Below are 23,886 nucleotides of genomic sequence, written 5' to 3'. Positions count from 1 at the left end.
GGTCCGTTAGCCGGACTGGCGTCATATAGGTCCCATGGCGCGGCGCGGGTCAGGATGGGCGGGACGGTTGGCGCTGGGGGCGGCGCTGCTCACCGGCGCCTGGGCGCTGCCGATCACCGAAGGACGGGTCATCCTGCCGCCGCCGTCGGTGCGGCGGCCGCCGGTCCGGCCGCCGACCGAGCAGGACATCCTCGAACAGCGGCTGAAAGCGCTGGCGATCGCCTTTCCGGGCGATGTCGGCATCGCCGTGCGGCGGCTCGACGCCGGCTGGACGGTCAGCGTCAATGGCGACCGGCCGATGCCGCAGCAGAGCGTCAGCAAGCTGTGGGTGTCGATGGCCATCCTGGCGGCGGCCGACCGGGGCGAGCTGTCGCTCGACGAGCGGGTGACGATCCGCAAGGACGACCTCAGCATCTTCCACCAGCCGATCCGCAAGTATGTCGGCGAGGCCGGCTACAGCGCCTCGCTGCGCAGCCTGATGGAAGGGGCGCTGCAGCAGAGCGACAACGCCGCCAACGACGCCCTGGTGCGGCGCCTGGGCGGCGCCTTCGCCGTGCAGGTGGCCATCGTCGGCCGCAACCTCGACGGCATCCGCTACGGGCCTGGCGAACGGGAGATGCAGACGGCGGCGGCGGGCCTGAGCTGGAAGCCGGAATACAGTTTCGAGCGCACCTTCTGGGAGGAGCGCGAGGCGTTGCCCGCCGCGAAACGCAAGGCGGCGCTGGACGCCTACCTGGCCGATCCGCCGGACGCCGCCACGCCGCTGGGCGTGGTCGAGGCGCTCAGTCGGCTGCAGCGGGGCGAGCTGCTGTCGCCGGAGTCGACGGCCCTGATGCTCGGCGAGATGGGCGGCAGTCTGACCGGCGGGGGCCGGCTGCGGGCCGGCCTGCCGGCCGGCTGGAAGATCGCTCATAAGACCGGCACTGGGCAGGTGATGGGGTCGCTGGCGACGGGGTACAACGACGTCGGCCTGATCACCGCGCCCGACGGGCGGGTCTATGCGGTGGCGGTGATGGTCGCGGCGACCCGCCGGCCGCTGCCGGAGCGGCAGCGGTTCATGGCCAGCGTGGCGCGGGCGGTGGCGGGGGAGGATCCATCCGCTTTAATCCCTCCCCTTTATGGGGAGGGACAGCGAGGCGAAGCCTCGCAGGGTGGGGAACCCGAGGGACAGGGCGCGCTGCATCCGACTACCCCACCCGTCGCGCTGCGCGCGACACCCTCCCCATAAAGGGGAGGGAGCGCGTCAACCCGTCAGCCGGGCGCTCAGCGGGATGACGATGGTGCAGACCAGCCCCTGCGGCAGGTGCTCCATCTGCACCTGGCCGCCGAACTCGTGCTGCACGCTGGCGGCGATCAGGCGGGAGCCGAAGCCGTCGCGCGCGGGCTGGCCGACCTCGGGGCCGCCGCGCTCGCGCCAGATCAGGGTCAGGCTGTGGTCGCCGTCGAGGGTCCAGATCACCTCGACCACCCCCTCCGGCGTCAGCAGGGCGCCGTACTTCACGGCGTTGGTGGCCAGCTCATGCAGCACCATGCTCATGGTCACCGCCGAATTGGGGGCCAGGCTGAGCGGCGGGCCGCTGGACCGGGCCCGTTCGCCGTAGGGGCTCAAGGTGCGGTCGACGATCTCGGCCAGGTCGGCGTTGAGCCAGGTCCGTTCGGTCAGCAGGTCATGGGCCCGCGACAGGGCGACCAGACGTTCGGTGAAGGTCTCCAGGGCGGCCGGGTTGGCGGTGCTGAAGCTCTGGCGGGCCAGGGACTGGATCATCGCCAGCGTGTTCTTCACCCGGTGGTTCAGCTCGTTGATCATGGCCTCCTGGCGGGTGGCGGCGGCGGTCTGCTCCTCCTCCCGCACCCGCAGGGCCAGCGAGGCCTGGTGCAGCGCCTCGCGCACCTGGGCGGTCTCGGTCAGGTCGTCGGGCCGGGTCTCGACGATGCGGTTCTCGGCGATCAGGGTGGCGTCGGCGGCCAGACTGCGCACCTGCCGTGAGATCTGTACCGAGAAGCCGGTGGCCAGCAGCAGGCCGAGGACCAGCAGCAGACCCGTCGCCGCCGACAGGCCGATGACCGACTGGGTGATCGAGGCATAGACCTCCCTCCGCGGCACGCCGACGATGAAGGTCCAGCCATAGTTGGGCGAGCGGCTGAAGGCCGACAGGGTGGGCACGCCGTCCAGGGTGTGGGTCAGCACCACGCCCTCGCCGGCCTTGGCCATGGCCGCCCGCATGTCCTTGCTGGCCGTGCGGCCGCGCATGCGGTCGCCGTCGCGGGAACGGGCGATCACCTTGGCCTGCCGGTCGATGATGCTGCCCGTCCAGGTCTTCGGCAGGTTTTGCGAGCGGAAGATGCTCTCGAAGGCCTTGGGTTCCTGGATGTGGGAGAGGCTGTAGAGCTTGCCGCCGATGATGACCGGCATGTCGATGGCAATGATCGGCCGGGGGACCACCTGGCCGGTCCCAAGGTTGGAGACGGTCGTGCGGCCCTCGCGCAGGGCCTTCCACGCCGAGGCCGGGCGGCGCTGGAGGGGCAGGGGGGCGCCGGGCGGGGCGCGGGTGTTGATGCGCTGGCGCTCCGGGTCGGTCAGCACGATCCACTCCGGCCGCCCCTGCAGCGTCTCGCGGGCCTGGGTTTCGAAGGCGGCGAAGTCGCCGGCCAGCAGGTCCGGCGACAGGGCCAGGGTCTCGAGGGTGGCCAGGCTCTGGGCGATCTGGCGGTCGGTGGCGACGGCCAGGGCGCGGGTGGTGGCGATCAGCTGCTGTTCGTAGCGGGCCTGGCTCTCGCGGTAGGTGTTGACGGTCAGGATGACCATCAGGATCACCGCCGGCACGATCAGGCTGAGCGCCATCAGAACCAGCCGGCTGCGCACACTGGGGCCGATGGCCTGGCGCAGGGCGGGAGCGAGGGACTGGTAAGACTGCAAGAGGAACGCCTGGACTTGGGTGCGACAGGATGTCGCCTGCGTCCACGATATGGGTCAAGCGAAATGGCGGCCCAGTCGGGGTCTATCTGACTTCGAAGCGGCCTTCGCGGGCAAGGTTGCCGAACTTGGTCAGGTCTTCGTTGAAGTGCAGCTTCACCGTACCGATCGGGCCGTGACGCTGCTTGCCGATGATGACCTCGGCCATGCCGGCGACGCGGTCCATCTTTTCCTGCCACTCCAGGTGCTTGGCGCTGTCGGCGGTGTCCGGCTCGGCGCGGCCCAGGTAGTAGCTTTCCCGGTAGACGAACATGACCATGTCGGCGTCCTGCTCGATCGAGCCGGACTCGCGAAGGTCGGACAGCTGCGGCCGCTTGTCCTCGCGGTTCTCGACCTGACGGCTGAGCTGCGACAGGGCCAGGACCGGGACGCTGAGTTCCTTGGCCAGGGCTTTCAGGCCTTGGGTGATCATCGAGACCTCCTGCACCCGGTTGTCGCTCTTGCCCTCGCCGCCGGTCAGCAGCTGCAGGTAGTCGACGACGATCAGGTCGAGGCCGACCGAGCGCTTGAGGCGGCGCGAGCGGGCCACCAGCTTGGCGATGGCCAGGCCGCCGGTGGCGTCGATGTAGAGGGGGGCCTCCTGGATCTCCATGGCCGCGTCGCGGACCCGGCCGAACTCGCTGGCGTCGATCTCGCCCTTGCGGAGACGGTCGCCGGAGACGCCCGAGGCGTCGGCCAGCAGACGCAGGGCCAGCTGTTCGGCGCTCATTTCCAGGGAGAAGAAGGCGACGACGCCGCCGCTGACGGTCTTCTTGCTGCCGTCCGGCTGCGGCTCCCAGGCGTAGGCCTTGGCCACGTTGAAGGCGATGTTGGTGGCGAGCGCGGTCTTCCCCATCGAGGGTCTTCCGGCGAGGATCAGAAGGTCGGAGGGGTGCAGGCCGCCCATCTTCTGGTCGAGGTCCATCAGGCCGGTCGAGGTGCCGGCCAGGCCGCCGTCGCGGCTGTAGGCCTCGGCGGCCATCTCGACGGCGCCGCGCAGGGCGTCGGCGAAGCCGATGAAGCCGGTCGAGGCGGTGCCGGATTCGGCCAGGTTGTAGAGCTTCTGTTCGGCCAGCTCGATCTGGTCGCGGCTGTCGCGCTCGGCGTCGGGCGTGCCGGCGTCGACGGCGATCTCGCCGCCGATCCTTATGAGCTCGCGACGGATGGCCAGTTCGTAGACCACCCGGGCGTAGTCGGCGACGTTGGCGGCCGGCGGGGCGCGGTCGACGAGGTCGGCCAGGTAGCGCAGGCCGCCCAGCTCCTGGAAGGCCGGGTCGTTGCGGAACTCGTCGGCCAGCAGGATCGGCTCGGCCAGCTGACCCTTGCGGATGTGGTTCTCCATCGCGCTGAACAGGCGCTGATGGAAGGGTTCGAAGAAGTGGCTGCCGCCCAGCTTGTCGCTGAGCCGCTCGTAGGCGGCGTTGTCGTACAGCAGGACCCCGAGCAGCGCCTGTTCGGCCTCGATGTTGGCGGGCAGATGCTGCGGCGCCGGGTCGGAAGGGACCGGACGGAGATCTAGGGCGGGGACGATGGCCATGGGTTACCGATAGACTAACGGTCAGGGGTGTTAACGCCGGAGCGAGCGATTGGCTGTGAATCGAATCACCTCGCCTGTGGATGTCCGAGACCGTCCTTTTTAGATCGTGCCCGGACAAAAAAAGAGCGGCGCGAAGGAAGCCCCCGCGCCGCTCGATTTTGTCAATCAGTAGAAGGCTTTAGGCTTCTTCGCCAAAGCGCTCCTGCTGGCCGGCGCCGCCTTCGAGAAGGTCGGCGGCCGCTTCGGCGTCGAGGCGGGCCTCTTCCTCGAAGCGGCTGGCCACGACGTCTTCGCCGCGCGCCTGGCGCTCGGCTTCGTCCTGGCTGCGGGCGATGTTGATGTTGACCGTGATGGTCACTTCAGCATGCAGCTTCACCTTCACGGGGTGGACGCCCAGGGTCTTGATCGGCTTGTCGAGGATGACCATCGACCGGTCGATCTTGCCGCCTTCGGCGTTGACCATGTCAGCGACGTCGCGGCCGGAGACCGAGCCGTACAGCTGACCGGATTCACCGGCCTGGCGGATCATGATGTAGCTCGTGCCGTCCAGCTTCTCGCCGGCGGCTCCAGCCTGTTCACGGGTCTTGGCGTTGCGGGCTTCGATCTCGGCCCGTTGACCTTCAAAGGTCTTCAGGTTCGAGGCGGTGGCGCGCAGGGCCTTGGAACGCGGCAGCAGGAAGTTGCGGGCGAACCCGTCCTTCACGTTGACCACGTCGCCGAGGATGCCCCAGCCTTCGACACGTTCGAGCAGAATGACTTTCATCGTGCTGTCTCCTACTTCACGACGTAGGGGAGCAGGGCGAGGAAGCGGGCGCGCTTGATGGCGCGGGCCAGTTCACGCTGCTTCTTGGCCGAGACGGCCGTGATGCGGCTCGGAACGATCTTGCCACGCTCAGAGATGTAGCGTTGCAGGAGCTTGACGTCCTTGTAGTCGATCTTCGGAGCGTTGGCGCCGGAGAACGGGCACACCTTGCGGCGGCGGAAGAACGGGCGGCGGGCGCCGGCGCCGGCCGAGGCGGCCGGGCTGGTTTCGGTAGCGTCAGTCATTCTTAAGCCTCCTCACCGGTGCGCTCGGCGCGTTCCGGACGGTCGCCACGATCCGGGCGGTCGCCGCGGTCGGGACGGTCGCCACGATCGGGGCGGTCGCCGCCGAAGTCGTCGCGACGTTCGCGATCACGATCGCGACGGGCGAGAACCGGGCTGAGTTCCAGGTCGAGTTCCTCGACGCGGATGGTCATGTAACGCAGCACGTCTTCGTTGAGAGACAGCTGGCGTTCCATTTCCTTGACGGCCGGCGCCGGGGCGTCGATGGCCAGCAGGGAGTAGTGACCCTTGCGGTTCTTCTTGATGCGGAAGGTGAGGTTGCGGAGGCCCCAGTACTCGATCTTGGCGATGTGACCGCCTTGACCTTCGATAAGGGCCTTCATGTCCTCGTTCATCTGTTCGGCCTGTTGCGGGCTGATATCCTGCCGCGCAATGACCACATGCTCGTAAAGCGCCATGGTTTCCTTCTTGCGATGTGGAAGGCGGCGGAAGCGACGGCGCAAGCCCGGCGGTCCCGATGGATTCTGCGCGTCGACAGGGGAGGTATCCCCCCATCATTAAAGGGGTCCGCGCAGAACCGCCTTCCAAGAGAGGGCGCGCTAATACAGGCAAGGCGCCTGAAACGCAAGCGCGGCGGGGTTTTTCGCCGGCCGGCGGATTGATCGAAGCGGCCCGGCATGGGAAGGCTCGGCCCTGTTCAAGCTTTTGCCTTGGGGGGCAAGTCCGAATGCGTCGCCTGATCCTTTCCGCCGGCCTGTCGGTGGGCCTGTTGCTTTCGCCGGTCGCCAGCCTGGCGCAGCCGGCAACCAAGCCCGTGGCGGAGGCCAAGTCGGCGTCAGCCCGCAAACTGGAGCTGTCGCGGCGCTATTTCACAGCCCTGCACTTCGACGAGGTCATGGCCGGAATGCTGGAGGGCATGGATCCGCTCATGGCCTTGGGCGAGGAGTTCAAGGATGAGGCCGAACGGGCGGATGGCCAGGCCATGCGCGAAGCCTCCCGCGATGCGATGGTCGCCCTGACGCCGAAGCTGATCGAGGGCATGACTCCGATCGTCGCGGAGCTGTTCACCGAGGAAGAACTCGAGGCGCTGGTGGCCTTCTACGAAAGCCCGGTTGGCCAGTCCGTGATCAAGAAATCGCCGCAGATGATGGAGCCGACGTCCAAGCTGATGCTGTCGCTGATGCCCGGCTACATGACCGACGTTCTTGACCGCTATTGCGCCAAGGCGGCCTGCTCGGACGAGCTGGAGAGCAAGCTCCGCAAACAGGCGTCATAGTCCCAGCCCCCGCGACTCGCTGTCCAATTGTCGGCGAGTCCGACCTGTGAGAGCCTCGAATCGTACCGCGTTTCGGGGGAGCCCCACCTTGCGTCGCCTTGCCCTTACCGTCGGCCTGACGGCCGCCCTGATGTTGTCCGCCGGCTCGGGCTTCGCCCAGGCCCCAATTGCGCCTCAGAAGGTCGCCACGGCGTCGCCGTCGGCCAAGGCGATGGAGCTGTCCAAGCGCTACTTCAAGGCCATGCGGCTGGACGAGACGCTGGGCAAGGCGCTCGACACCCTGGACCCGGCCCTGCTGACCGGCGGCGGCGAGGGAGATCCCGAGCAGGCCGAGGCCATGCGCTCGGCGACCAAACAGGCGCTGGACGCCGCCATGCCGCAGTACATCGAGAAGATGACCCCGCTGCTGGCCTCGGCCTACAGCGAGGAGGAACTGGCGGCGCTGGTGGCCTTCTACGAGAGCCCGGTCGGCCAATCGGTGGTCGCCAAGTCCCGCGATGTCGGCGGCATCAGCAGCCAGGCGATGAAGGATCTGCTGCCGGGGATCATGGACGACGCCATGGACCGCTACTGCCAGCAGATGGGCTGCGAAGACGAGGAAGGCTTCGCCGCCCTCGCGGATCAGGACCAGTCCTAGCCCTTCTTGCCGGCCTTCCACTTCTTCACCGCTTCCAGCGTGAGCGAAACGTGGTGCTGGGCGCTCATTTCGCTGTGCACGAACAGCACCTTGCCGTCCGGGGCGATGACGTAGCTGGTGCGGTTGGAGATGCCGACGGGCAGGGTCGAGTCCCACGCCTTGGCCACCTTGGCGCCCTTGTCGGCGGCGACCGGGAATTTGCCGGAGCAGCGGGCGTTGTCGCTGGAGAACTCCTGTAGCCGCTCGATCGAACCGGCGGTGACGCCGATGATGCTGGCGCCGGCCTTGGCGTAGTCGTCGGCGGCCTCGGCGAACAGGTGGGCCTCCAGGTCGCAGCCGCCGGTGAAGGCGGCCGGGAAGAAGTAGACCACCACTGGGCCCTTCTTGCGGGCCTCGGCCAGGCTGTAGGTCAGGGCCTTGCCGCCCTGGAAGCCGGGCAGGGTGAAGTCGGGGGCCTTGGTTCCGACCTTGAGCGCGGCGAAGGCGGGAAGCCCGACTGCGGCGACGGACAGGGCGGCGATGGCGGAAAGCAGCAGGCGGCGGTTCATGGCGAGGCTCCAGACTGGCTGCGCAAGCTAGCGCCAGCCGGGGCTGTGGCAAGAGCGGGCTATCGAAGCGGCGAGACCATTATAGCGGTTTTGGCGGCGGCAATCCCGGAGACTTGGTGATTGTCTTGATAAATCAGCGGGATGGCGTGCGGATTGTGTCGGTCCAGCATGGTGGTGGCGTGGGGGCGCCGTAGGTAAAGTGTGGGGGTCGCACGGAGGTAGGGTCGGGGCGCCGGCGCGGGACTGGCGGCGGCGAAAGACCCCGCCGGGGCGTTCGGAATTTCGCCTGGGTAAAATTATTTGAGCCGCTTGCTGGCCGGGTCCCAGGCCAGCGGGCGGGTGGGGCAGGGCTTTTCGCCGGGGCCGCAATCCTCGCTGGCGAGGACCAGCTGGATCGTCGCCGGGGCCGAGCCGATGTCGAGGTTCCAGGCGACGTCCTCCTGCTCGAAGGCCTTCACGAAACCGGCGCCGTCGGAGACGAAGAAGGCCAGCCTGCCGGGCGGCGTCTTCTCGAGCTGGTAGCCGCAGTCGGTGTAGGGCGAGCCCACGGTCCAGTCGCGCCGGCCGTCGCCGTTCACGTCGGGAATCGTACTGATGGCGATGGCGTCGATGTCCTCGGCCCCGAGCGCCTTGCAGGCGGCCTCGCGGGCGGCGACCTCGGCCTTTACCGCAGGGGGCGCGTCCTTCAGTTCCGGGTCGAGGGCGGGGATGGAGCCGGCGACGAGGAGGGCCAGGCCCTTGCTGTTGGGGGTCTCGACATAGGCGTTCGAGCCGCTGTCCCAGCGCCAGGCCCGCAGGCATTCGTCGGCCCCGAAGCTGCCGCAGGCGCTGCCGTGCAGGTTGACCTCCAGCTTGCGGGCGCTGCTGGGGCCGGTGAAGCGATAGTCGCCGCCGCTCTTCACATAGACCTTGCGGACCCCGCCACCGGCCTCGCCGACATAGAGGACGTTGCGGCAGCCGCCGGTGCCGCAGAAGTAGGAGGCGTTGGGGGCGAACTCGTAGTTGACCCGCCAGTCGGCCAGCTTGTCGCCGTTGATGTCGACCTTGCTGAACATCTTGGGGTCGGTCTTCAGCATCCAGGCGGGGAGTTCCTTGATCTCCTCCGGCGTCGAGCCCTCGGTGACGTTGGCGTAGATCTCCCGGCGCGCCTCCTCGACGATGGCGGCCGGCGGCGCCGCCGCCGTGGCGGCGCAGGCGGGCAACAGGGCCAGGGCGGCGATCAACGGCAGGCGCATCGAGGAACTCCCAATCTGGCGCCGATCTAGCCATGGCCGGCCGGCGCGCGCACGGCCTGTTTGGGGGGTGGCTTGCCCCTTTTTGGCGATTGGCCTAACCCTGCCCGCCCAAATTCAAGGAGCCCAACCATGTCTCTCGCCTTCGTCTTCCCCGGCCAGGGCAGCCAGGCCGTCGGCATGGGCGCCGATCTGGCGCAGGCCTTCGCGGCGGCGCGTGAGGTGTTCCAGGAGGTCGACGACGCCCTGAACCAGAAGCTCAGCAAGCTGATGTGGGAGGGGCCCGAGGACGAGCTGACCCTGACCGAGAACGCCCAGCCGGCGCTGATGGCCGTCAGCCTGGCGGTGACGCGCACCCTGGAGAAGGAGTTCGGCGTCGGCGTCGATCGCGCCGCCTTCGTGGCCGGCCACAGCCTGGGCGAATACAGCGCTCTGGCGGCGGCGGGCTCGATCGCGCTGGGCGAGACCGCCAAGCTCCTGAAGCTGCGCGGCCAGGCGATGCAGCGGGCCGTGCCGGTGGGCGAGGGCTCGATGGCGTCCTTGATCGGCAAGCAGACCGACGTGGCGCTGGCCGAGGCGGCCGCGGCGGCGGGGGCCGAGGTCGGGGTCTGCGTGGTGGCCAACGACAACAACACCGGCAACGTGGTCATCTCCGGCGCCAAGGCGGCCGTCGAGCGGGCCATCGAGAAGGCCGAGGAGCTGGGCGCCCGGGCCATCCGCCTGAACGTTTCGGCGCCGTTCCACTGCCCGCTGATGCAGCCGGCGGCTGACGAGATGGCGGCGGCGCTGGCCGGCGCGACCATTCTGGCGCCGCGCGCGCCGCTGGTGGCCAATGTGACGGCGCGGCCGGTGCACGACCCGGAGGTCATCCGCCGCCAGCTGGTCGAGCAGGTCACCGGCCGGGTGCGCTGGCGCGAGACCATGGACTGGCTGGCCGGGGAGGGCGGGGTGACCCGCTTCGCCGAGGCCGGGGCCGGCAAGGTGCTGTCAGGGATGATCAAGCGCAGCGTGCCGGACGCGACGGCGACGCCGTTGAATTCGCCGGCAGATCTGGAAGGGTTTGCGAAGTCGTTGTGATGCGGATCGGGTGTCGCCCGCTTACGGTCGATGAGTCGATACCGGGTCTCGTTATCGTCGGAGCGGAGTTCTCCGATGGCTCAGGCTATCTTCTGGTGCAGTTGCCGGGAGAAGGCGACGAGGGGGACTGGTTCGACGCGGATCACTACGTTGAGGTGAACGATCAGCGCTACGGGCAGTACGGCGGCATCAAGAGGCTGGAGGTCGGCAAGGACTCGCTGGTATTCACGCTATCAGGCGCGGCGGACCTCTTTGGCGAGCCCATCGAACTGGTGCTTTCGGAACCATTGGCCGATGAGGCCGTCAATAAACTGAGCCTGATAGGCTCCGCCAACTACGGGAAGTCCTGAATGTTCGACCTCACCGGCAAGACCGCGCTCATCACGGGCGCCACCGGCGGCATCGGCGGCGAGATCGCCAAGGCCCTGCACAACGCCGGCGCCCATGTGGTGCTGTCGGGCACCCGCCAGGCGGTGCTGGACGAGCTGGCCGCCGGCTTTGGCGAGCGCGTGTCGGTGGCCGCCGCCAACCTGTCCGACCCGGCCAGCGTCGATGGCCTGGTCGCCGCCGCCGAGGCCGCCGCTGGCCAGGAGCTGGACATCCTGGTCGCCAACGCCGGCATCACCCGCGACGGGCTGATGCTGCGGATGAAGGACGACGACTGGGAGCAGGTGATTCGGGTGAACCTGGAATCCTACTTCCGGCTGTCGCGCGCCGCTCTGCGGGGGATGATGAAGCGCCGCTGGGGCCGGATCATCGGCATCACCTCCATCGTCGGCGTTACCGGCAACCCGGGCCAGGCCAACTACGCCGCCTCCAAGGCCGGCATGATCGGCTTCTCCAAGGCCCTCGCCCAGGAGGTCGCCAGCCGCAACGTGACGGTCAACTGCGTCGCCCCCGGCTTCATCACCAGTCCGATGACGGACGAGCTGAACGAGGTCCAGAAGGCGGCGCTTATGGTGAAGATTCCGGCCGGTCGCCTGGGGGCCGGCGAGGACGTCGCGGCGGCCTGCGTCTATCTGGCCAGTCAGGAGGCGGCCTATGTCACCGGCCAGACCTTGCATGTGAACGGCGGCATGGCGATGATCTGAACACGCAAATGTTAGCGTATGAGAGAAACCTTCTCGTGCTGGCAAGCCTGAATAAAACCTGCTAGCGAGACACCCGATTTCCGCCGCCAGCGTTGGCGCGGACCTTTGAAAAGACCAAGAGGGACCATAGCGAATGTCCGACATTCTCGAGCGTGTGCGTAAGATCGTCATCGAACATCTCGATGCCGATCCCGAGAAGGTCACCGAGAAGGCGAGCTTCATCGACGACCTGGGCGCCGACAGCCTCGACAACGTCGAGCTGGTGATGGCGTTTGAGGAAGAGTTCGATATCGAAATCCCGGATGACGCCGCCGAACATATCCAGACGGTCGGCGACGCCGTGAAATTCATCTCGGAGAAGACCGGCGGGTAATTCCGCCCAGGCAGTTTCTGTTACGTTGGCCGCCGCGCCGCATGGGCTTAAACCTGATGCGCGCGGCGGTCTTCGTTTCTGCTAGGCTTTTTATCTAAAAGTTTCTGGGCTTTACGGAGCTTTCTTGAAATGCGTCGTGTTGTTGTCACCGGTATCGGCCTGCTCACCCCGCTCGGTCAGGGCGCGGAGCTCAGCTGGGAAGCCATCAAGGCCGGCAAGTCCGGCGCCGGCAAGATCACCACCTTCGATCCGACCGGCTTCGGCTGCGAGATCGCCTTCGAGGTGCCGCGCGTCGATGGACGCGGCGGCGGCGGGCCGGACGTGCCCGGCAGCTTCGACCCCCTGGGCACCATGGCGCCCAAGGAACAGCGTAAGGTCGACGACTTCATCCTCTACGGCATGGCCGCGGCCGACGAGGCCGTGCGTGATTCGGGCTGGGTCCCGGAGACCGATGAGGAGAAGGAACGCACCGGTGTGATCATCGGCTCCGGCATCGGCGGCCTGGCGACCATCGAGAAGACCTCGCTGGAGATGGCCGAAAAGGGCCCCCGCCGGGTCAGCCCCTTCTTCATCACCTCGGCCCTGATCAACCTGGTCTCGGGCCAGGTGTCGATCCGCTACGGCTTCAAAGGCCCCAACCACGCCGTGGTCACCGCCTGCGCCACCGGCGCCCACGCCATCGGCGACGCCTGCCGGCTGATCAAGTACGGCGACGCCGACGTCATGCTGGCGGGCGGGGCGGAAGCCAGCGTCTGCCCGATCGGCATCGCCGGCTTCGTGGCCTGCCGGGCCATGAACACCGACTACAACGACAATCCGACTGCCGCCTCGCGGCCCTACGACAAGGACCGCGCCGGCTTCATCATGGGCGAAGGCGCCGGCATGGTGATGCTGGAGGAGTACGAGCACGCCAAGGCGCGCGGCGCCAAGATCTATGCCGAGGTGATCGGCTATGGCCTGGCCGGGGACGCCTACCACATCACCGCCCCGGCCGAGGACGGCGACGGCGGCTATCGCGCCATGAAGGCGGCCGTGAAGGACGCCGGCATCGACGCGGGCGACATCGACTACATCAACGCCCACGGCACCTCGACCATGGCCGACTACCTGGAGCTGGGGGCGGTCGAACGGCTGATGGGCGATCGCGCCAAGGGCAAGGCGATGAGCTCGACCAAGTCGATGACCGGGCACCTCTTGGGCGCGGCCGGGGCCATCGAGGCGATCTTCTCGATCCTGGCCATTCGCGACAATATCGCGCCGCCGACCATCAACCTGGACAACCAGGAGCAGGAAACCGCGCTCGATCTGGTCGCCAACAAGGCGAAGCCGATGAAGATCGACATCGCAATGAGCAATAGCTTCGGCTTTGGCGGCACCAACGCCGCTGTCATTTTCCGCCGGATCTAATGGCTCGGGCGGAGCGTCGGGGCGGGGGCCTTCCAGCTTTGCGTAGATTGATGATCATGCTCATCAGCGGCCTGCTGACGCTGGCCCTGGTGGCGGCGCTTGGCGGCATCTGGGCGCTGTGGACCTATCAGGGGCCGGGACCGGTCGCCAAGGGTGGTCCGGTGCATGTGGTGATGCTGCGCCGGGGGGCGGGCCTCAACGAGATCGCCGCCTCGCTGGAGAAGGCGGGGGCGGTGCGTTCGGCCCCGGTCTTCCTGGCCGCGGCCCAGATCACCGGCGCGGCCCGCGAGCTGAAGGCGGGGGAATACGAGTTTCCGTCCAAGGCCCCGATGAGCCTGGTGCTCGACTACATCCGCAAGGGCAAGGTGGTGCGCCATCAGGTGACCATTCCCGAGGGCTGGACCTCCGACATGGTCGTCGAGGCGCTGATGAAGGAGACGGCCCTGACCGGCGAGGTGGCGACACCGGCCGAGGGGACCATCCTGCCGGAAACCTATGACTACGAACGCGGCGAGGAACGCGCCGCCGTCCTGCAGCGGATGATGGACGACCGCGACCGGCTGCTCGCCGCCCTGTGGGACAAGCGCAAGGGCGGCCTGCCGATCCGCACGCCGGAGGAGGCCGTCACCCTGGCCTCCATCGTCGAGAAGGAGACCGGCGTCGCCTCGGAGCGGCCGCGGGTGGCGGCGGTGTTCATGAACCGCCTGAACCAGGGCATCCGGCTGCAGAGCGATCCGACCATCATCTATGGCCTGAACAAGGGCCGGCCGCTGGGCCGCGGCATCCGCCGCTCGGAGCTGGACGCGCCCAACCCCTACAACACCTACCAGATCGACGGCCTGCCGCCGGGGCCGATCGCCAATCCCGGCCGGGCCAGCCTGGCCGCCGTGCTCGATCCGCCGGACACCAACGAGCTCTACTTCGTCGCCGACGGCAGCGGCGGCCACGCCTTCGCCTCGACCTTGGAAGAGCACGCCCGTAACGTCGAGCACTGGCGTATGATCGAGCAGCAGAAGGCGGCTGCGAAAGCCAAGGGGAACTGATGGCGCTTTCCGGCATGACGGGTTTCGGGCGGGCCGAGAGCGCGCAGGGAGCCTGGAGCTGGGCGGTCGAGGCGCGGAGCGTCAACGGCCGCAATCTGGAGATCCGCTTCAAGGGACCGCCGGGCTTCGATGCCCTGGAACGCGGGGCGCGCGAGGCCGGGCAGGCGCGGTTCCAGCGCGGCCAGGTGTCGCTGACCCTGCAGGCCAAGAAGGGCGAGGCCGGCGTTGGCGCGGTCAGCGTCAATCTCGCCCAGCTGGAGCGCTACCTGGCGGCGGTGGCGCCTTATGTGGCGTCCGGCCAGGCGACCGCCCCGAGCGCCGACGGCCTGCTGGGCCTTCGCGGAGTGATCGAGACGGCCGACGCCGAGGAGACCGGCGAAGAGGACCGGGGCGCGCTGGAGGCGGCGATGGCGGCCTCGGTGGCCCTGGCCCTGGACGGCCTTAAAGCCGCGCGGCTGGAGGAGGGCGCGGCCCTGCTGCCGGTGCTGTCGGGCCTGGTCGACCGGATCGAGGCGCTGACGAGCAGCGCTGCGTCGCAGGCGGCCGAGCAGCCGCCGGTGATTCGCGACCGCTTCCGCAAGCGGCTGACCGAACTGGCCGGCGAGGCGGCCAGCGAGGAGCGCATCCTGCAGGAGGCCGCCGCCATGGCGGTGAAGGCCGATGTGCGCGAGGAGCTGGACCGGCTGGGTGGCCATGTGACCGCCGCCCGGCTGCTGCTGACCGGCGAGGGGCCGGCCGGGCGGCGGCTGGACTTCCTGACGCAGGAATTCATGCGCGAGGCCAACACGCTTTGCTCGAAATCGGCCACGCCCGCCTTGACGGCGACCGGCCTGGAGTTGAAAGCCACCATCGAGCAGTTCCGCGAGCAGGTGCAGAATGTCGAGTGAGAAGCCCCGGACGCGCGGCCTGTTGATGATGGTCGTGGCGCCGTCCGGCGTCGGCAAGACCTCCCTGACCCGCCGGCTGGTGGCGGACCATTCGGACCTGCTGCTGAGCATCTCGGCGACGACGCGCGACCCGCGGCCGGGCGAGCATGAGGGCCGCGACTACCACTTCGTCGATCGGGCCGAGTTCGACACCATGATCGCCGGCAATGAGTTCCTCGAATGGGCCGAGGTCTACGGCAACCGCTACGGCAGCCCGCGCAAACCGATCATGGCGGCGCTGGAGCGTGGCGAGAGCGTGCTGTTCGACATCGACTACCAGGGGGCTATGTCGATCCATGACCAGGCGCCGGAGGATTCGGTGCTGGTCTACATCCTGCCGCCGTCGCTGGCCGAGATGAGCCGCCGGCTGCATGCGCGCTCGCAGGACAGTGAGGCGGTGATCGCCCAGCGCATCGCCCGGTCGAAGGACGAGGTCGAGCAGTGGAAGACGTTCGACTACGTCCTGCTCAACGAGGACTTCGACAAGGCCTATTCGGACTTGGCGCACATCTACCATGCCGAACGGATGAAGCGCGGGCGGAACCTGTGGATCGCGCCGTTCGTGGACGAGCTGCTGAACGAGGACGTTTAGCGCCGGGAGATACGGGGAGGTGTTAGACCTATCTCGGAGCCGAGACCGTTGGCGAGTTTCGGGGACACTATACTTAATTCCCTTCCCCGTCCTTGAGGCGGCCACCAGCCGGGCCGGAATTAAGTATAGTGTCCCCGAAACTTGTCACCGCCGGTTGCCCGAGATAGGTCTAACACCTCCCCGTATCTCGCTGACCTCGTAGCGCCTACAGCGCCTCCGCCAGCCTCAGGAACCCCGCGACATCGATGGTCTCGGCGCGGGCGTCGGGGTCGATGCCGGCTTTCTCGCACAGCGCCGCGCCGCCCAGCTGTTTCAGGCTGGAACGCAGCATCTTGCGGCGTTGGCCGAAGGCGGCGGCGGTGACCTTTTCCAGGGCGGCGATCACCTGCGCCGACGGCGCGTTCTCCAGCGGATCGAGCCGGACCACGGCCGAGGCCACCTTCGGCGGCGGGGTGAAGGCTTTGGCCGGAAGGTCCATGACCACCCGGCAGCGGCAGATGGCCTGGCTGATGACGCCCAGCCGGCCGTAGGCGTCGGCGCCGACCGGCGCGGCGATGCGGTCGGCGACCTCCTTCTGGAACATCAGGCTCATCGAGACAGGCCGCCACGGCCCGGTCAGCCATTTGATCAGCAGGGGGGTGCCGACGTTGTAGGGCAGGTTGGCGACGACCAGGCCTTCACCGGCCCCTCCAAAAGATTTGGCCAGGGCCGCCTCATCGACCTTGAGGGCGTCGGCCTGGACGATGGTCAGGACGCCGCCGGAGGCTTCCGACAGTTCGGTGAGCAGGGGGACGAAGCGGGGGTCCTTCTCGACCGCCACCACCCTCGCGCCGGCTTCCAGCAGGGCGCGGGTCAGGCCGCCGGGGCCGGGGCCGACCTCGATGACGGTCTTGCCCTCCAGCGGGCCGGCCAGGCGGGCGATCTTGCGGGTGATGTTGAGGTCGAGCAGGAAATGCTGGCCGAAGGCCTTCTTGGCCAGCAGGTCGTGCTGTTCCAGGCTTTCGCGCAGGGGCGGGAGGTCGCCCAAAGACAGGGGGATACTCATGCGGCGGCCAGGGCCCGGCGGCCGGCGATCTGGCCGGCCAGCTTGATGGCGTTGATCAGGCTGTCGGCCCGGGCCAGGCCGCGGCCGGCGATGTCGAAGCCCGTCCCGTGGTCAGGCGAGGTGCGCACGATGGAGAGGCCGAGCGTCACATTAACGCCGCCCCAGAAATCCAGCATCTTCAAAGGGATGAGGCCCTGATCATGGTACATGCAGAGCACCGCGTCATAGCGCCGCCGGGCCTCCGGGTGGAACAGGGTGTCGGCCGGGGAGGGGCCGGTCGCCTCGACGCCGAGGTCGCGCAGGGACCGCACCGCCGGACCGATGATGTCGATCTCCTCGCGGCCGATGCCGCCATCCTCGCCGGCATGCGGGTTGAGGCCGGCCACGGCCAGCCGGGGCTGGGCGATGCCGAAGTCCTGGCGCAGGGCCTGGGCGGTAACCAGGCCGGCGTTGACCAGGCCCTCGATGGTCAGGCTGCCGGCCACCTGGGCCAGCGGCGTGTGGATGGTGGCCAGGCAGACGCGCAAGCCGCCCCCTGAGCCGGACGTGGGGCCATGATCCGGCGCCGCCAGCATCATCACCGGGCCGCGCGGGCCCTCCTGGCTCCGGGCGGCGGTCAGTTCGGCGAGGAATTCGGTGTGGCCCGGAAAGCCGAAGCCGGCGGCGTACAGCGGGGCCTTGGCGATCGGGGCGGTGACGATGCCGCTGACCGCGCCGGTCAGGGCCAGGCCGACGGCGGTCTCGATCCAGCCGATGATCGCCTTGGCGTGGCCGGGGGAAGGCTGGCCGGCGACCACCGGGGCCGACATCGGCTGGTGCAGCACGGGGATGGCGGTGGTGAACACCCTGGCCGCCTCGGCCGGGCTGGAGATGGCCTGCACCGGCGTGCCGAGCCCGCCGGGGGCCGAGCGCAGGCAGCCGGCGTCGCCGACCACCAGGAAGGGCTGGCCCTCGGCGCGCAGGGCGTTCCAGGCCTTGACGATGATCTCCGCGCCGACGCCGGCCGGATCGCCCAGCGTGACGGCGAGAGGCCGGCCGGTCACCGGTTTTCGATCGTGGCCTGCATCTTCAGGTCACGCATCACGCGCTTGGAGACGAGATCCAGCTGCTGGCTGAACAGCCGCCGTTCGATCTGGTCGGCGGTCGGCAGGCCGCCGGCGGCCGAGCGCTTGCCGCAGACCATGACCAGGTGGAGGCCGGCGTCGCTGCGGATCGGCGTCGCCGACAGCTGGTTTTCCGGGGTGCTGGCGGCGGCCTCGGCGAAGCCGCCCGTCAGGCTGGACAGTTCCATCTCGCCCATGTCGCCGGCGACGACTGGGGGCGCCTGGCCGGCCTTGGCTTCGAGATCGGCGCAGGTCGGGTTCAGACCGCGAAGCTTCAGCAGCGCCTGAGAGGCGGTGTCGACGGCCGCCTGGTCGGCGCCCGGGTCGAGGGCGACGGCGGCCTGCTTGAGGGTGACCAGGTTGGACTCGGCCCCGGCGCGCTTATCCCGCACCAGGATGATGTAGACGCCGTCCTGGGTGGGAATCGGCGGCGACAGCTGGCCGGGGCGAACGTCGGCGATCACGGCGTCGACCTCGGGCGGCATCTCACCAGGCGAGATCCAGCCCGCGTCGCCGCCCGAGGCGGCGGTGGGCGAGGAGGAGAACTGGCGGGCCACCTGCGGGAAGGGCGCGCCCTGCTGGATCTGGGTGATCAGCGACTGGGCGCCGTTGAAGGCCACGTCCGGGCCGCCGACCCGGGCGTTGTCGATGAAGATCTCACTGACCTGGTATTGCGGCTTGCTGGCGGCTTCGGCCAGACGCTTCTGGACGGCCTTGATCTGATCCTGGCCGACGCGCAGGCGGCTGCCATAGCGGCCGCGCATGTACTGCTGCCAGCTGAATTCGATGCGGGCCTGCTCGCGATAGGTGTCGCGGCCGATGCCCTGCTGCGCCAGCTGGGCGTAGAACTGTTCGGGGGTGACCTTGTACTCGCCCTGGATGGTCTCGGCGATGACCTCGTCGATCTCCTGGTCGGTGGCGAGGATGGTGGTCTTGTTTTCCTTCTCGACCCGGCGCAGCTCCTGCCGCTTCAGCCGCTCTTCGATGAGCTGGCGCTGGGCCTCGGCCTGCAGCTGGGGCAGGGTTTCCTGGGTGGGCTGGAAGCCGGTGGTCAGCATGACCAGCTTCATCCGCTGGACCAGGTCGTAGCTGGAGATGATGTCGTCGTTGACGATGGCGGTGACGCCCTCGGCGATCTCCGGCTGAGCCGGAGCCGGGGGCGCCTCCTGAACCGGAGCCTCCTGCGCCAAGGCGGCCGGAGTCATGCCGGCCGTGACCAGGGCGATGACCGATACCGTGGCCAGGATCCTGCCCGTTACCTTAAGCGTCGGATGCAAATTCGTCGTTCCCATAGTGCAAGTCCGCCGGCGCATTGGCGCGCTCGGCGGGGAAGGTCACCGCCTGTAGCCTTTATCGCCCAATGTGGCGAGCGTTAGGCGCAGAACCACCGCGTCGGATGGTCCCAGGGAGCGGTTGAAGGTCTCCTCGTGGATCCAGACGACCCCCAGGTCGAGGCAGTCGTCGCGATAGAAGACGCCCAGTTCCTGGCGGCGCCAGACGTCGTTCTCGATATCCCAGATGGCGGCGGCGGTGACGCCGAAGGTCTTGGTGACCATGACGTCGGCGGCGAAGTCGACGTCCTGGCGTTCGACGCCGGTGATGTCCTGGTTGTCGTGCAGGTAGCGGACGTAGCCGTTGGCCCGCTCGAAGCTGGCGTTGACGCCGATCTCGACGCGCCGCAGGTCCAGCGTCTCCGAATCGAAGCGGGCCCGGCCGTACATCGTCAGCTGCTGGAAGGGCTTGGCGTCGCCGGCCACGATCCAGTCGCTGGCCTTGCGCTGCAGGCCGCTGCGAGCGGGCAGCGTAGTGTCGTCGTTGTCTCGGAAGCTGCGGCCGACCAGCAGGCTGAAGGAGCGGCCGTCGTCGAAGGAGACCGTCGCCCGGCCCCCGACGTTAAGCCGCAGGCCGCCCTCATAGAGGTCGAAGCCCGGCGACTTGTTGGCCCGGAACAGGTTGGTCTCGTCGAACTCCAGGACGACGGAGTCCTCGTTGGGGATGCGGGCGTCCAGGTCGCTGTCGGGCGACAGGGCGATCTGGGCGATGGGCTCGATGACGATGGTGCGGTCGCCGTCGCGGCGGAACAGCGGATAGGTCAGGTCGACCCCGACCACGCCCAGGGCGCGGCCGAAGCTGGAGCTGTCGCCGGCGGCCGGATAGTCGGCGATCGAATAGTAGTCGGCGCGGGCTTCCAGGAAGGGCGAGGCGCGCAGGCCGCTGGTAAAGGTGAAGTTGGTCCGCCAGTCGGCCTGGAAGGTGGCGCGGCGCGAATCGGCGCCCGGATCGCTGGCCACGAACTGCGACTGCTCGCGGGTCAGGACGACGCCCGAGCCCTGCATGCGGAAACGGCCGCCCAGCACCGGCATCGGCAGCTCGAAGCGGCCCTCGATCAGCGGGGCGATCATCGGGAAGGTGCGGTCGTTGTCGGTCGGGCGCAGGCCCTGGACGCTGATGGCGTTGACCGAGAACCAGGACAGGTTGTCCTGCCGGGTGGCGAACAGCTGGCTGGTCAGGCGGCGGTTGTCGCTGGCGGCCAGGCCGCGCTGGCGGGAGACGTCGCTGATGTCGTACTTGTCGAAGATCAGGTCGTCGCTGGCCCGCTCGGCCGCGAAGCCCCACTTCCAGTTCTTGTCGATGTCGAACAGGCCGTTGGCCAGCACGTAGGAGCGGTGGGTGTTGTCGCCGATCCGGCTGCCGTTGCTGTCGAGGTCCTTCTCGTAGGTGTAGCCGAAGCGGGCCTCGATCTGGCCGCTGTAGAAACGCTGGCGGTAGTCGAGGTTCACGAACGGATTGACCTTGGTGTTCAGCTGCGGGCTGATCGTCAGGTCGGAGTAGGGGTTGATGACCCAGAGATAGGGCTGCTCGTAGGAGAGGCCGCGCCGCGCGGAGGCGACGATGGTCGGCGGCAGCAGGCCCGACATGCGGTCGGCGCCGGGGTCGGCATGCCAGAAGATCGGCGCGTAAAACACTGGAACACCGAACATTTCGATCACGGCGTTCTTGTAGTAGATCAGGCTGTTCTCGCCGTCCTGCACCACCTTGTCGGCGCGGATCGACCAGGTCGGGTCCTTGGTCTTGTCCTCGGCGCACAGCTCGCAGGGGGTGTAGATGCCCTTGTTGAGTTCGGCGGTGTTGTCGTCGCGGCGGACCAGGGTGTCGCCGGCGATCTTGATGTTGTCCTGCAGCCGGGCGGAGAAGCCCTTGGCGACGCCGGCCCTAAGTTGGTCGTCCAGCACCACCTCGTCGGCGAAGGCGGTCGTGCCGTCGCGCTCGACGATGACCACCTCGCCGGTGGCGACCACCACGCCGGTCGTGCGATTGTAGACCACCCGCTCGGCCCGCAGGGTGCGGCCCTGGTTGCGGATCTGAACCTGGCCCTCGGCGGTGACCGTGCCGGCCTTGTCGTCCTGGATGACGGTGTCGGCTTCCAGGTAGTAGCCCTGATCACCCAGGCCGTCGTCAGGCCGCGGCGCCGCGGCCTCCGGCGCGGCCGCCATGGCCGGCAGGGCGGTGGTGATGGCCGCATCCTCGTCCGCGAAGGCGGGCAGGGCGAGGGCCGTGAACACGAGCGCCGTCGCGCCGGCCAGCAGGCGGGCGCGAGTGTTGCGCGGATCGGTGCTGTCCAGCCTCATGAAACCCCTGTTCCCTCTCGCTGACTTACTCAGGCCGCGAGTCACCCGTCTTCCGTATAGCAAAGCAGGGTCAGCCCCGACAAAAGCGCCAGCAGCGGCGGCGCCCAGGCCGCCAGCATGGCCGGTATGATCTCCGCCCTGCCGAGCGCTATGCACATTTGGTTGAAGAAGAAGAAGGCGAAACCAAGGACCACCCCCGATCCGGCCAACGCCGGCAGGCCGCCGAGGCGCATCAGCCGCAATGAAAAGGCGGCGGCGAGCACCGACATGGCCGAGAACAGGATCGGCGTGGCGAGCAGCTGCTGCAGCCGCAGCCGGTAGGCCAGGGCCGAGAAGCCGGATTTCTCGGTGCCGACGATGGTGGCCGGCAGGCGCCAGAAGGCGATGGCCTCGGGGGTGGTGAACCGCTCGATGGCCGCCTGGTCGTCAAGGGTCGAGGGGATGGTCAGGCTTTCGGAGCGCACTGAGCCGGCGCCCGGCGTCGCCTCGCGCACGTCGGTCAGCCGCCAGTATCCGGGCATCAGCTGGGCCTCGGCCGCTTCCACCCGGCGGGCGAAGGCCAGACCGCCGTCGGGCTCGATGCGGTAGATAAACATCGACACGACCTTCAGCCGCACCACGCCATTGACCTCGTCGTGGCTGCGGGCGCGGATGACAACCTGGCTCTTGTCGTCGGTCTGGCGCAGCCAGGTTTCCTTGGGGGCGTTGGCCAGATAGTCGTCCATCACCGAGGTGCGGGCCTGCTCGAACTTGACGTTCATCCAGGCGGCCATCGGGTTGAGCACGGCGACGGTCAGGGCCCCGACCACGAAGGCGGCGGCGGCGGCCGGCAGGATGAAGCGCCAGGCCGAGACGCCGGCGGCGCGCATGGCGATCAGCTCGCTGCGCCGGTTGAGGCCGACGAACGCCGCCAGGGTGCCGAACAGGAAGGCGAACGGCAGCAGGGTCAGGATGGTCGAAGGCGCTTTCAGCAGGGTCAGCCACAGCAAGACGACAAAGCCGGCGTCGGCCCGACCGCCGACGTTGCGCGACACGTCCACGAAGTCGATCAGCAGGATGACCGCGGCGATGATCGCCAGGGCGCCGGCCACCGAGGTCAGGGTGCGGTTCAGCACATAGCGTTCGAGACGGCCGGGCATCAGTCTCATGCGGCGGCTCCAATCGGCGGTCTGGGCATGCGCATGAAGGGGATCCAGGCCTGCCAGCCGTGGCGGCTCTCGACCGGGCGGAACACCTGGTCGAAGCCCCAGATCATCGCCCCGATCGGGATCGAATACTGCAGCACGTTGAAGGCCACATTGTCCTCGCAGGCGGCCTGCACCGCGAAACCGATGATCCGCACCAGGGCGGCGGCGGCGCCGATCATGGCGATGCGCTTGCCATAGCCCATGCGGTTGAACCCGGCCCCGACCACGGCGGCCAGCGCCATGGCCATGAAGGCCAGGGCATACAGCGGCGAGGCCAGCCGCGAGTTGCCCTCGGCCAGCATCCGCTTGCGGTTCTTCTTCTCGTAGTCCTGGCTGAGGTCCGGATAGAAGAGCTCATGCAGGTAGCGGTCCGAGGCCTTGAAGCGGATCGATTCGCGGCTGTTGAGGTAGGGTCTCAGGTCCAGGGCGTATTCGTCGAAGGTCAGGTAGTTGAGCACGCCGCGCTCGGAAAACTCCTGGGTCGAGCCGTGGCGCATGAGCAGCAGCGGCGCGCCGTTCTTGAACAGCACCTGGCCTTCCTTGGCCGTGTAGGTGGTCGCCTGGCCCTCCTCGGTCATCTGGTGGATGAAGAGGTTGTGGATGGCGCCGTTGCTGTCGACGGTCTGGCCATAGACGGTCAGGCGCGGGGCCGGGTCGGTGAACTGGCCCTCGACCACCAGCATGGCCGCCAGGTCGGTCTTGGCCTGGAAGATCAGCTTGCGGTACTCGCGATAGGCGGCCGGCTGGACCCACAGGTTGATGACCAGGCAGGTCAGGGTGGCCAGCACCGCCAGCTTGACCGCCGGGCTGATCACCCGCCAGCGGCTCATGCCGCCGGCGTAGGCGACGATCAGCTCCTGGTCGCCCTGCAGCTTGTTCAACGCCACGAAGGCGGCGACCAGCACGGCGATCGGGATGATCAGGTTGGCCAGTTGCGGCATGGCCAGCACGATGATCTGCAGATAGATCCAGGCGCTCTGGCGCTGCTCGATGATGATGTCCAGCTGGCCCAGGCTCTGGCTGAGCAGGCCCACGGCCGCGAGCGCCGCCGTCGCCAGCAGCGTGGGCCATAGCAGCTGGCCAAAGAGGTAGCGTTCGATCAGGCGCATGCGGACTTTGGAACTCGGCCTCTGTCGGGCCGCCGGAGGGTTGTTAGTAGTGCGCGTTGGCCCCGAACGGAACCCGG

At 68.3% G+C, this 23,886-nt stretch carries 24 protein-coding genes; 11 read left to right on the top strand and 13 right to left on the bottom strand.

Features of this window, described 5'->3' with window-relative positions:
• Positions 1-34 precede the first annotated feature (34 nt).
• A complete protein-coding gene (locus AC1RSK_RS16010) occupies positions 35-1,228 on the top strand; it encodes a serine hydrolase (RefSeq protein WP_492908579.1) in 1,194 nt (397 codons plus the stop codon).
• A 15-nt stretch (positions 1,229-1,243) separates the two neighbouring features.
• On the opposite strand, the gene AC1RSK_RS16005 is transcribed toward AC1RSK_RS16010, so the two are convergent.
• The 5 genes from AC1RSK_RS16005 to rpsF all read right to left on the bottom strand — a co-directional run bounded on the left by AC1RSK_RS16005 (position 1,244) and on the right by rpsF (position 5,992).
• A complete protein-coding gene (locus tag AC1RSK_RS16005; protein WP_492908578.1) occupies positions 1,244-2,917 on the bottom strand; it encodes a sensor histidine kinase in 1,674 nt (557 codons plus the stop codon).
• 82 nt (positions 2,918-2,999) lie between these two features.
• A complete protein-coding gene (locus AC1RSK_RS16000; protein WP_492908577.1) occupies positions 3,000-4,490 on the bottom strand; it encodes a replicative DNA helicase in 1,491 nt (496 codons plus the stop codon).
• A 178-nt stretch (positions 4,491-4,668) separates the two neighbouring features.
• Positions 4,669-5,253 carry a 50S ribosomal protein L9 gene (gene rplI, locus AC1RSK_RS15995; protein ID WP_492908576.1) on the bottom strand — a complete coding sequence of 195 codons (585 nt, stop codon included), beginning with the start codon at positions 5,251-5,253 and terminating at the stop codon, positions 4,669-4,671.
• Positions 5,254-5,264: 11 nt separating this feature from the next.
• On the bottom strand, positions 5,265-5,537 hold the full coding sequence (rpsR, locus tag AC1RSK_RS15990; protein ID WP_492908575.1) for a 30S ribosomal protein S18: 273 nt from the start codon (positions 5,535-5,537) through the stop codon (positions 5,265-5,267).
• Positions 5,538-5,539: 2 nt separating this feature from the next.
• Complete coding sequence (rpsF, locus tag AC1RSK_RS15985) at positions 5,540-5,992, bottom strand: 30S ribosomal protein S6 (RefSeq protein ID WP_492908716.1); 453 nt, start codon at positions 5,990-5,992, stop codon at positions 5,540-5,542.
• Between the two features lie 269 nt (positions 5,993-6,261).
• Between rpsF and AC1RSK_RS15980 the strand changes: the two genes are divergently transcribed.
• The gene (locus AC1RSK_RS15980) at positions 6,262-6,810 is read left to right on the top strand and encodes a DUF2059 domain-containing protein (protein WP_492908574.1); all 549 of its coding nucleotides are present in this window, start codon (positions 6,262-6,264) and stop codon (positions 6,808-6,810) included.
• A gap of 88 nt (positions 6,811-6,898) precedes the next feature.
• Positions 6,899-7,447, top strand: a complete 549-nt coding sequence (locus tag AC1RSK_RS15975) for a DUF2059 domain-containing protein (protein ID WP_492908573.1) — start codon at positions 6,899-6,901, stop codon at positions 7,445-7,447.
• Here AC1RSK_RS15975 and AC1RSK_RS15970 read toward each other — a convergent pair.
• Positions 7,444-7,995, bottom strand: a complete 552-nt coding sequence (locus AC1RSK_RS15970; RefSeq protein WP_492908572.1) for a peroxiredoxin — start codon at positions 7,993-7,995, stop codon at positions 7,444-7,446. The genes AC1RSK_RS15975 and AC1RSK_RS15970 overlap by 4 nt on opposite strands.
• Before the next feature lie 296 nt (positions 7,996-8,291).
• Positions 8,292-9,230 (bottom strand): hypothetical protein, encoded by a 939-nt coding sequence (locus AC1RSK_RS15965; protein ID WP_492908571.1) that lies wholly within the window; start codon positions 9,228-9,230, stop codon positions 8,292-8,294.
• A gap of 129 nt (positions 9,231-9,359) precedes the next feature.
• On the opposite strand from AC1RSK_RS15965, the gene fabD reads away from it, so the two are divergent.
• The 8 genes from fabD (at position 9,360) to gmk (ending at position 15,736) form a co-directional block, all read left to right on the top strand.
• Positions 9,360-10,304 (top strand): ACP S-malonyltransferase, encoded by a 945-nt coding sequence (gene fabD / locus AC1RSK_RS15960; protein WP_492908570.1) that lies wholly within the window; start codon positions 9,360-9,362, stop codon positions 10,302-10,304.
• Complete coding sequence (locus AC1RSK_RS15955; protein ID WP_492908569.1) at positions 10,301-10,654, top strand: hypothetical protein; 354 nt, start codon at positions 10,301-10,303, stop codon at positions 10,652-10,654. The genes fabD and AC1RSK_RS15955 overlap by 4 nt, the downstream gene beginning before the upstream one ends.
• Positions 10,655-11,395 carry a 3-oxoacyl-[acyl-carrier-protein] reductase gene (fabG, locus tag AC1RSK_RS15950; protein ID WP_492908568.1) on the top strand — a complete coding sequence of 247 codons (741 nt, stop codon included), beginning with the start codon at positions 10,655-10,657 and terminating at the stop codon, positions 11,393-11,395. It begins immediately after the preceding gene.
• 133 nt (positions 11,396-11,528) lie between these two features.
• Complete coding sequence (locus AC1RSK_RS15945) at positions 11,529-11,768, top strand: acyl carrier protein (protein WP_166575946.1); 240 nt, start codon at positions 11,529-11,531, stop codon at positions 11,766-11,768.
• A gap of 129 nt (positions 11,769-11,897) precedes the next feature.
• On the top strand, positions 11,898-13,175 hold the full coding sequence (gene fabF, locus AC1RSK_RS15940; protein WP_492908567.1) for a beta-ketoacyl-ACP synthase II: 1,278 nt from the start codon (positions 11,898-11,900) through the stop codon (positions 13,173-13,175).
• Between the two features lie 50 nt (positions 13,176-13,225).
• Positions 13,226-14,218 carry an endolytic transglycosylase MltG gene (gene mltG / locus AC1RSK_RS15935; RefSeq protein WP_492908566.1) on the top strand — a complete coding sequence of 331 codons (993 nt, stop codon included), beginning with the start codon at positions 13,226-13,228 and terminating at the stop codon, positions 14,216-14,218.
• On the top strand, positions 14,218-15,105 hold the full coding sequence (locus AC1RSK_RS15930; protein WP_492908565.1) for a YicC/YloC family endoribonuclease: 888 nt from the start codon (positions 14,218-14,220) through the stop codon (positions 15,103-15,105). Before mltG ends, AC1RSK_RS15930 begins: the two co-directional genes overlap by 1 nt.
• Positions 15,095-15,736 carry a guanylate kinase gene (gmk, locus tag AC1RSK_RS15925; RefSeq protein ID WP_492908564.1) on the top strand — a complete coding sequence of 214 codons (642 nt, stop codon included), beginning with the start codon at positions 15,095-15,097 and terminating at the stop codon, positions 15,734-15,736. The genes AC1RSK_RS15930 and gmk overlap by 11 nt, the downstream gene beginning before the upstream one ends.
• Positions 15,737-15,941: 205 nt before the next feature.
• Here the strand turns inward: gmk and rsmA are convergent, their stop codons facing one another.
• From rsmA to AC1RSK_RS15895, 6 genes are read right to left on the bottom strand one after another with little or no spacing between them, the layout of a single operon-like run.
• On the bottom strand, positions 15,942-16,781 hold the full coding sequence (gene rsmA / locus AC1RSK_RS15920) for a 16S rRNA (adenine(1518)-N(6)/adenine(1519)-N(6))-dimethyltransferase RsmA (RefSeq protein WP_492908563.1): 840 nt from the start codon (positions 16,779-16,781) through the stop codon (positions 15,942-15,944).
• The gene (pdxA, locus tag AC1RSK_RS15915) at positions 16,778-17,824 is read right to left on the bottom strand and encodes a 4-hydroxythreonine-4-phosphate dehydrogenase PdxA (RefSeq protein ID WP_492908562.1); all 1,047 of its coding nucleotides are present in this window, start codon (positions 17,822-17,824) and stop codon (positions 16,778-16,780) included. The genes rsmA and pdxA overlap by 4 nt, the downstream gene beginning before the upstream one ends.
• Positions 17,821-19,161 carry a peptidylprolyl isomerase gene (locus AC1RSK_RS15910; protein WP_492908561.1) on the bottom strand — a complete coding sequence of 447 codons (1,341 nt, stop codon included), beginning with the start codon at positions 19,159-19,161 and terminating at the stop codon, positions 17,821-17,823. The genes pdxA and AC1RSK_RS15910 overlap by 4 nt, the downstream gene beginning before the upstream one ends.
• Before the next feature lie 57 nt (positions 19,162-19,218).
• The gene (locus tag AC1RSK_RS15905) at positions 19,219-21,513 is read right to left on the bottom strand and encodes an LPS-assembly protein LptD (protein WP_492908559.1); all 2,295 of its coding nucleotides are present in this window, start codon (positions 21,511-21,513) and stop codon (positions 19,219-19,221) included.
• Positions 21,514-21,554: 41 nt separating this feature from the next.
• The gene (gene lptG / locus AC1RSK_RS15900) at positions 21,555-22,661 is read right to left on the bottom strand and encodes an LPS export ABC transporter permease LptG (protein ID WP_492908558.1); all 1,107 of its coding nucleotides are present in this window, start codon (positions 22,659-22,661) and stop codon (positions 21,555-21,557) included.
• Positions 22,658-23,809, bottom strand: a complete 1,152-nt coding sequence (locus tag AC1RSK_RS15895; protein WP_492908557.1) for an LptF/LptG family permease — start codon at positions 23,807-23,809, stop codon at positions 22,658-22,660. Before AC1RSK_RS15895 ends, lptG begins: the two co-directional genes overlap by 4 nt.
• Positions 23,810-23,886 lie beyond the last annotated feature (77 nt).

The sequence above is a fragment of the Caulobacter sp. GW821-FHT11A05 genome (assembly GCF_058809015.1).
Note: the sequence above shows the minus strand (reverse complement) of the source record. Positions and strands in the feature narration are given on the sequence as shown.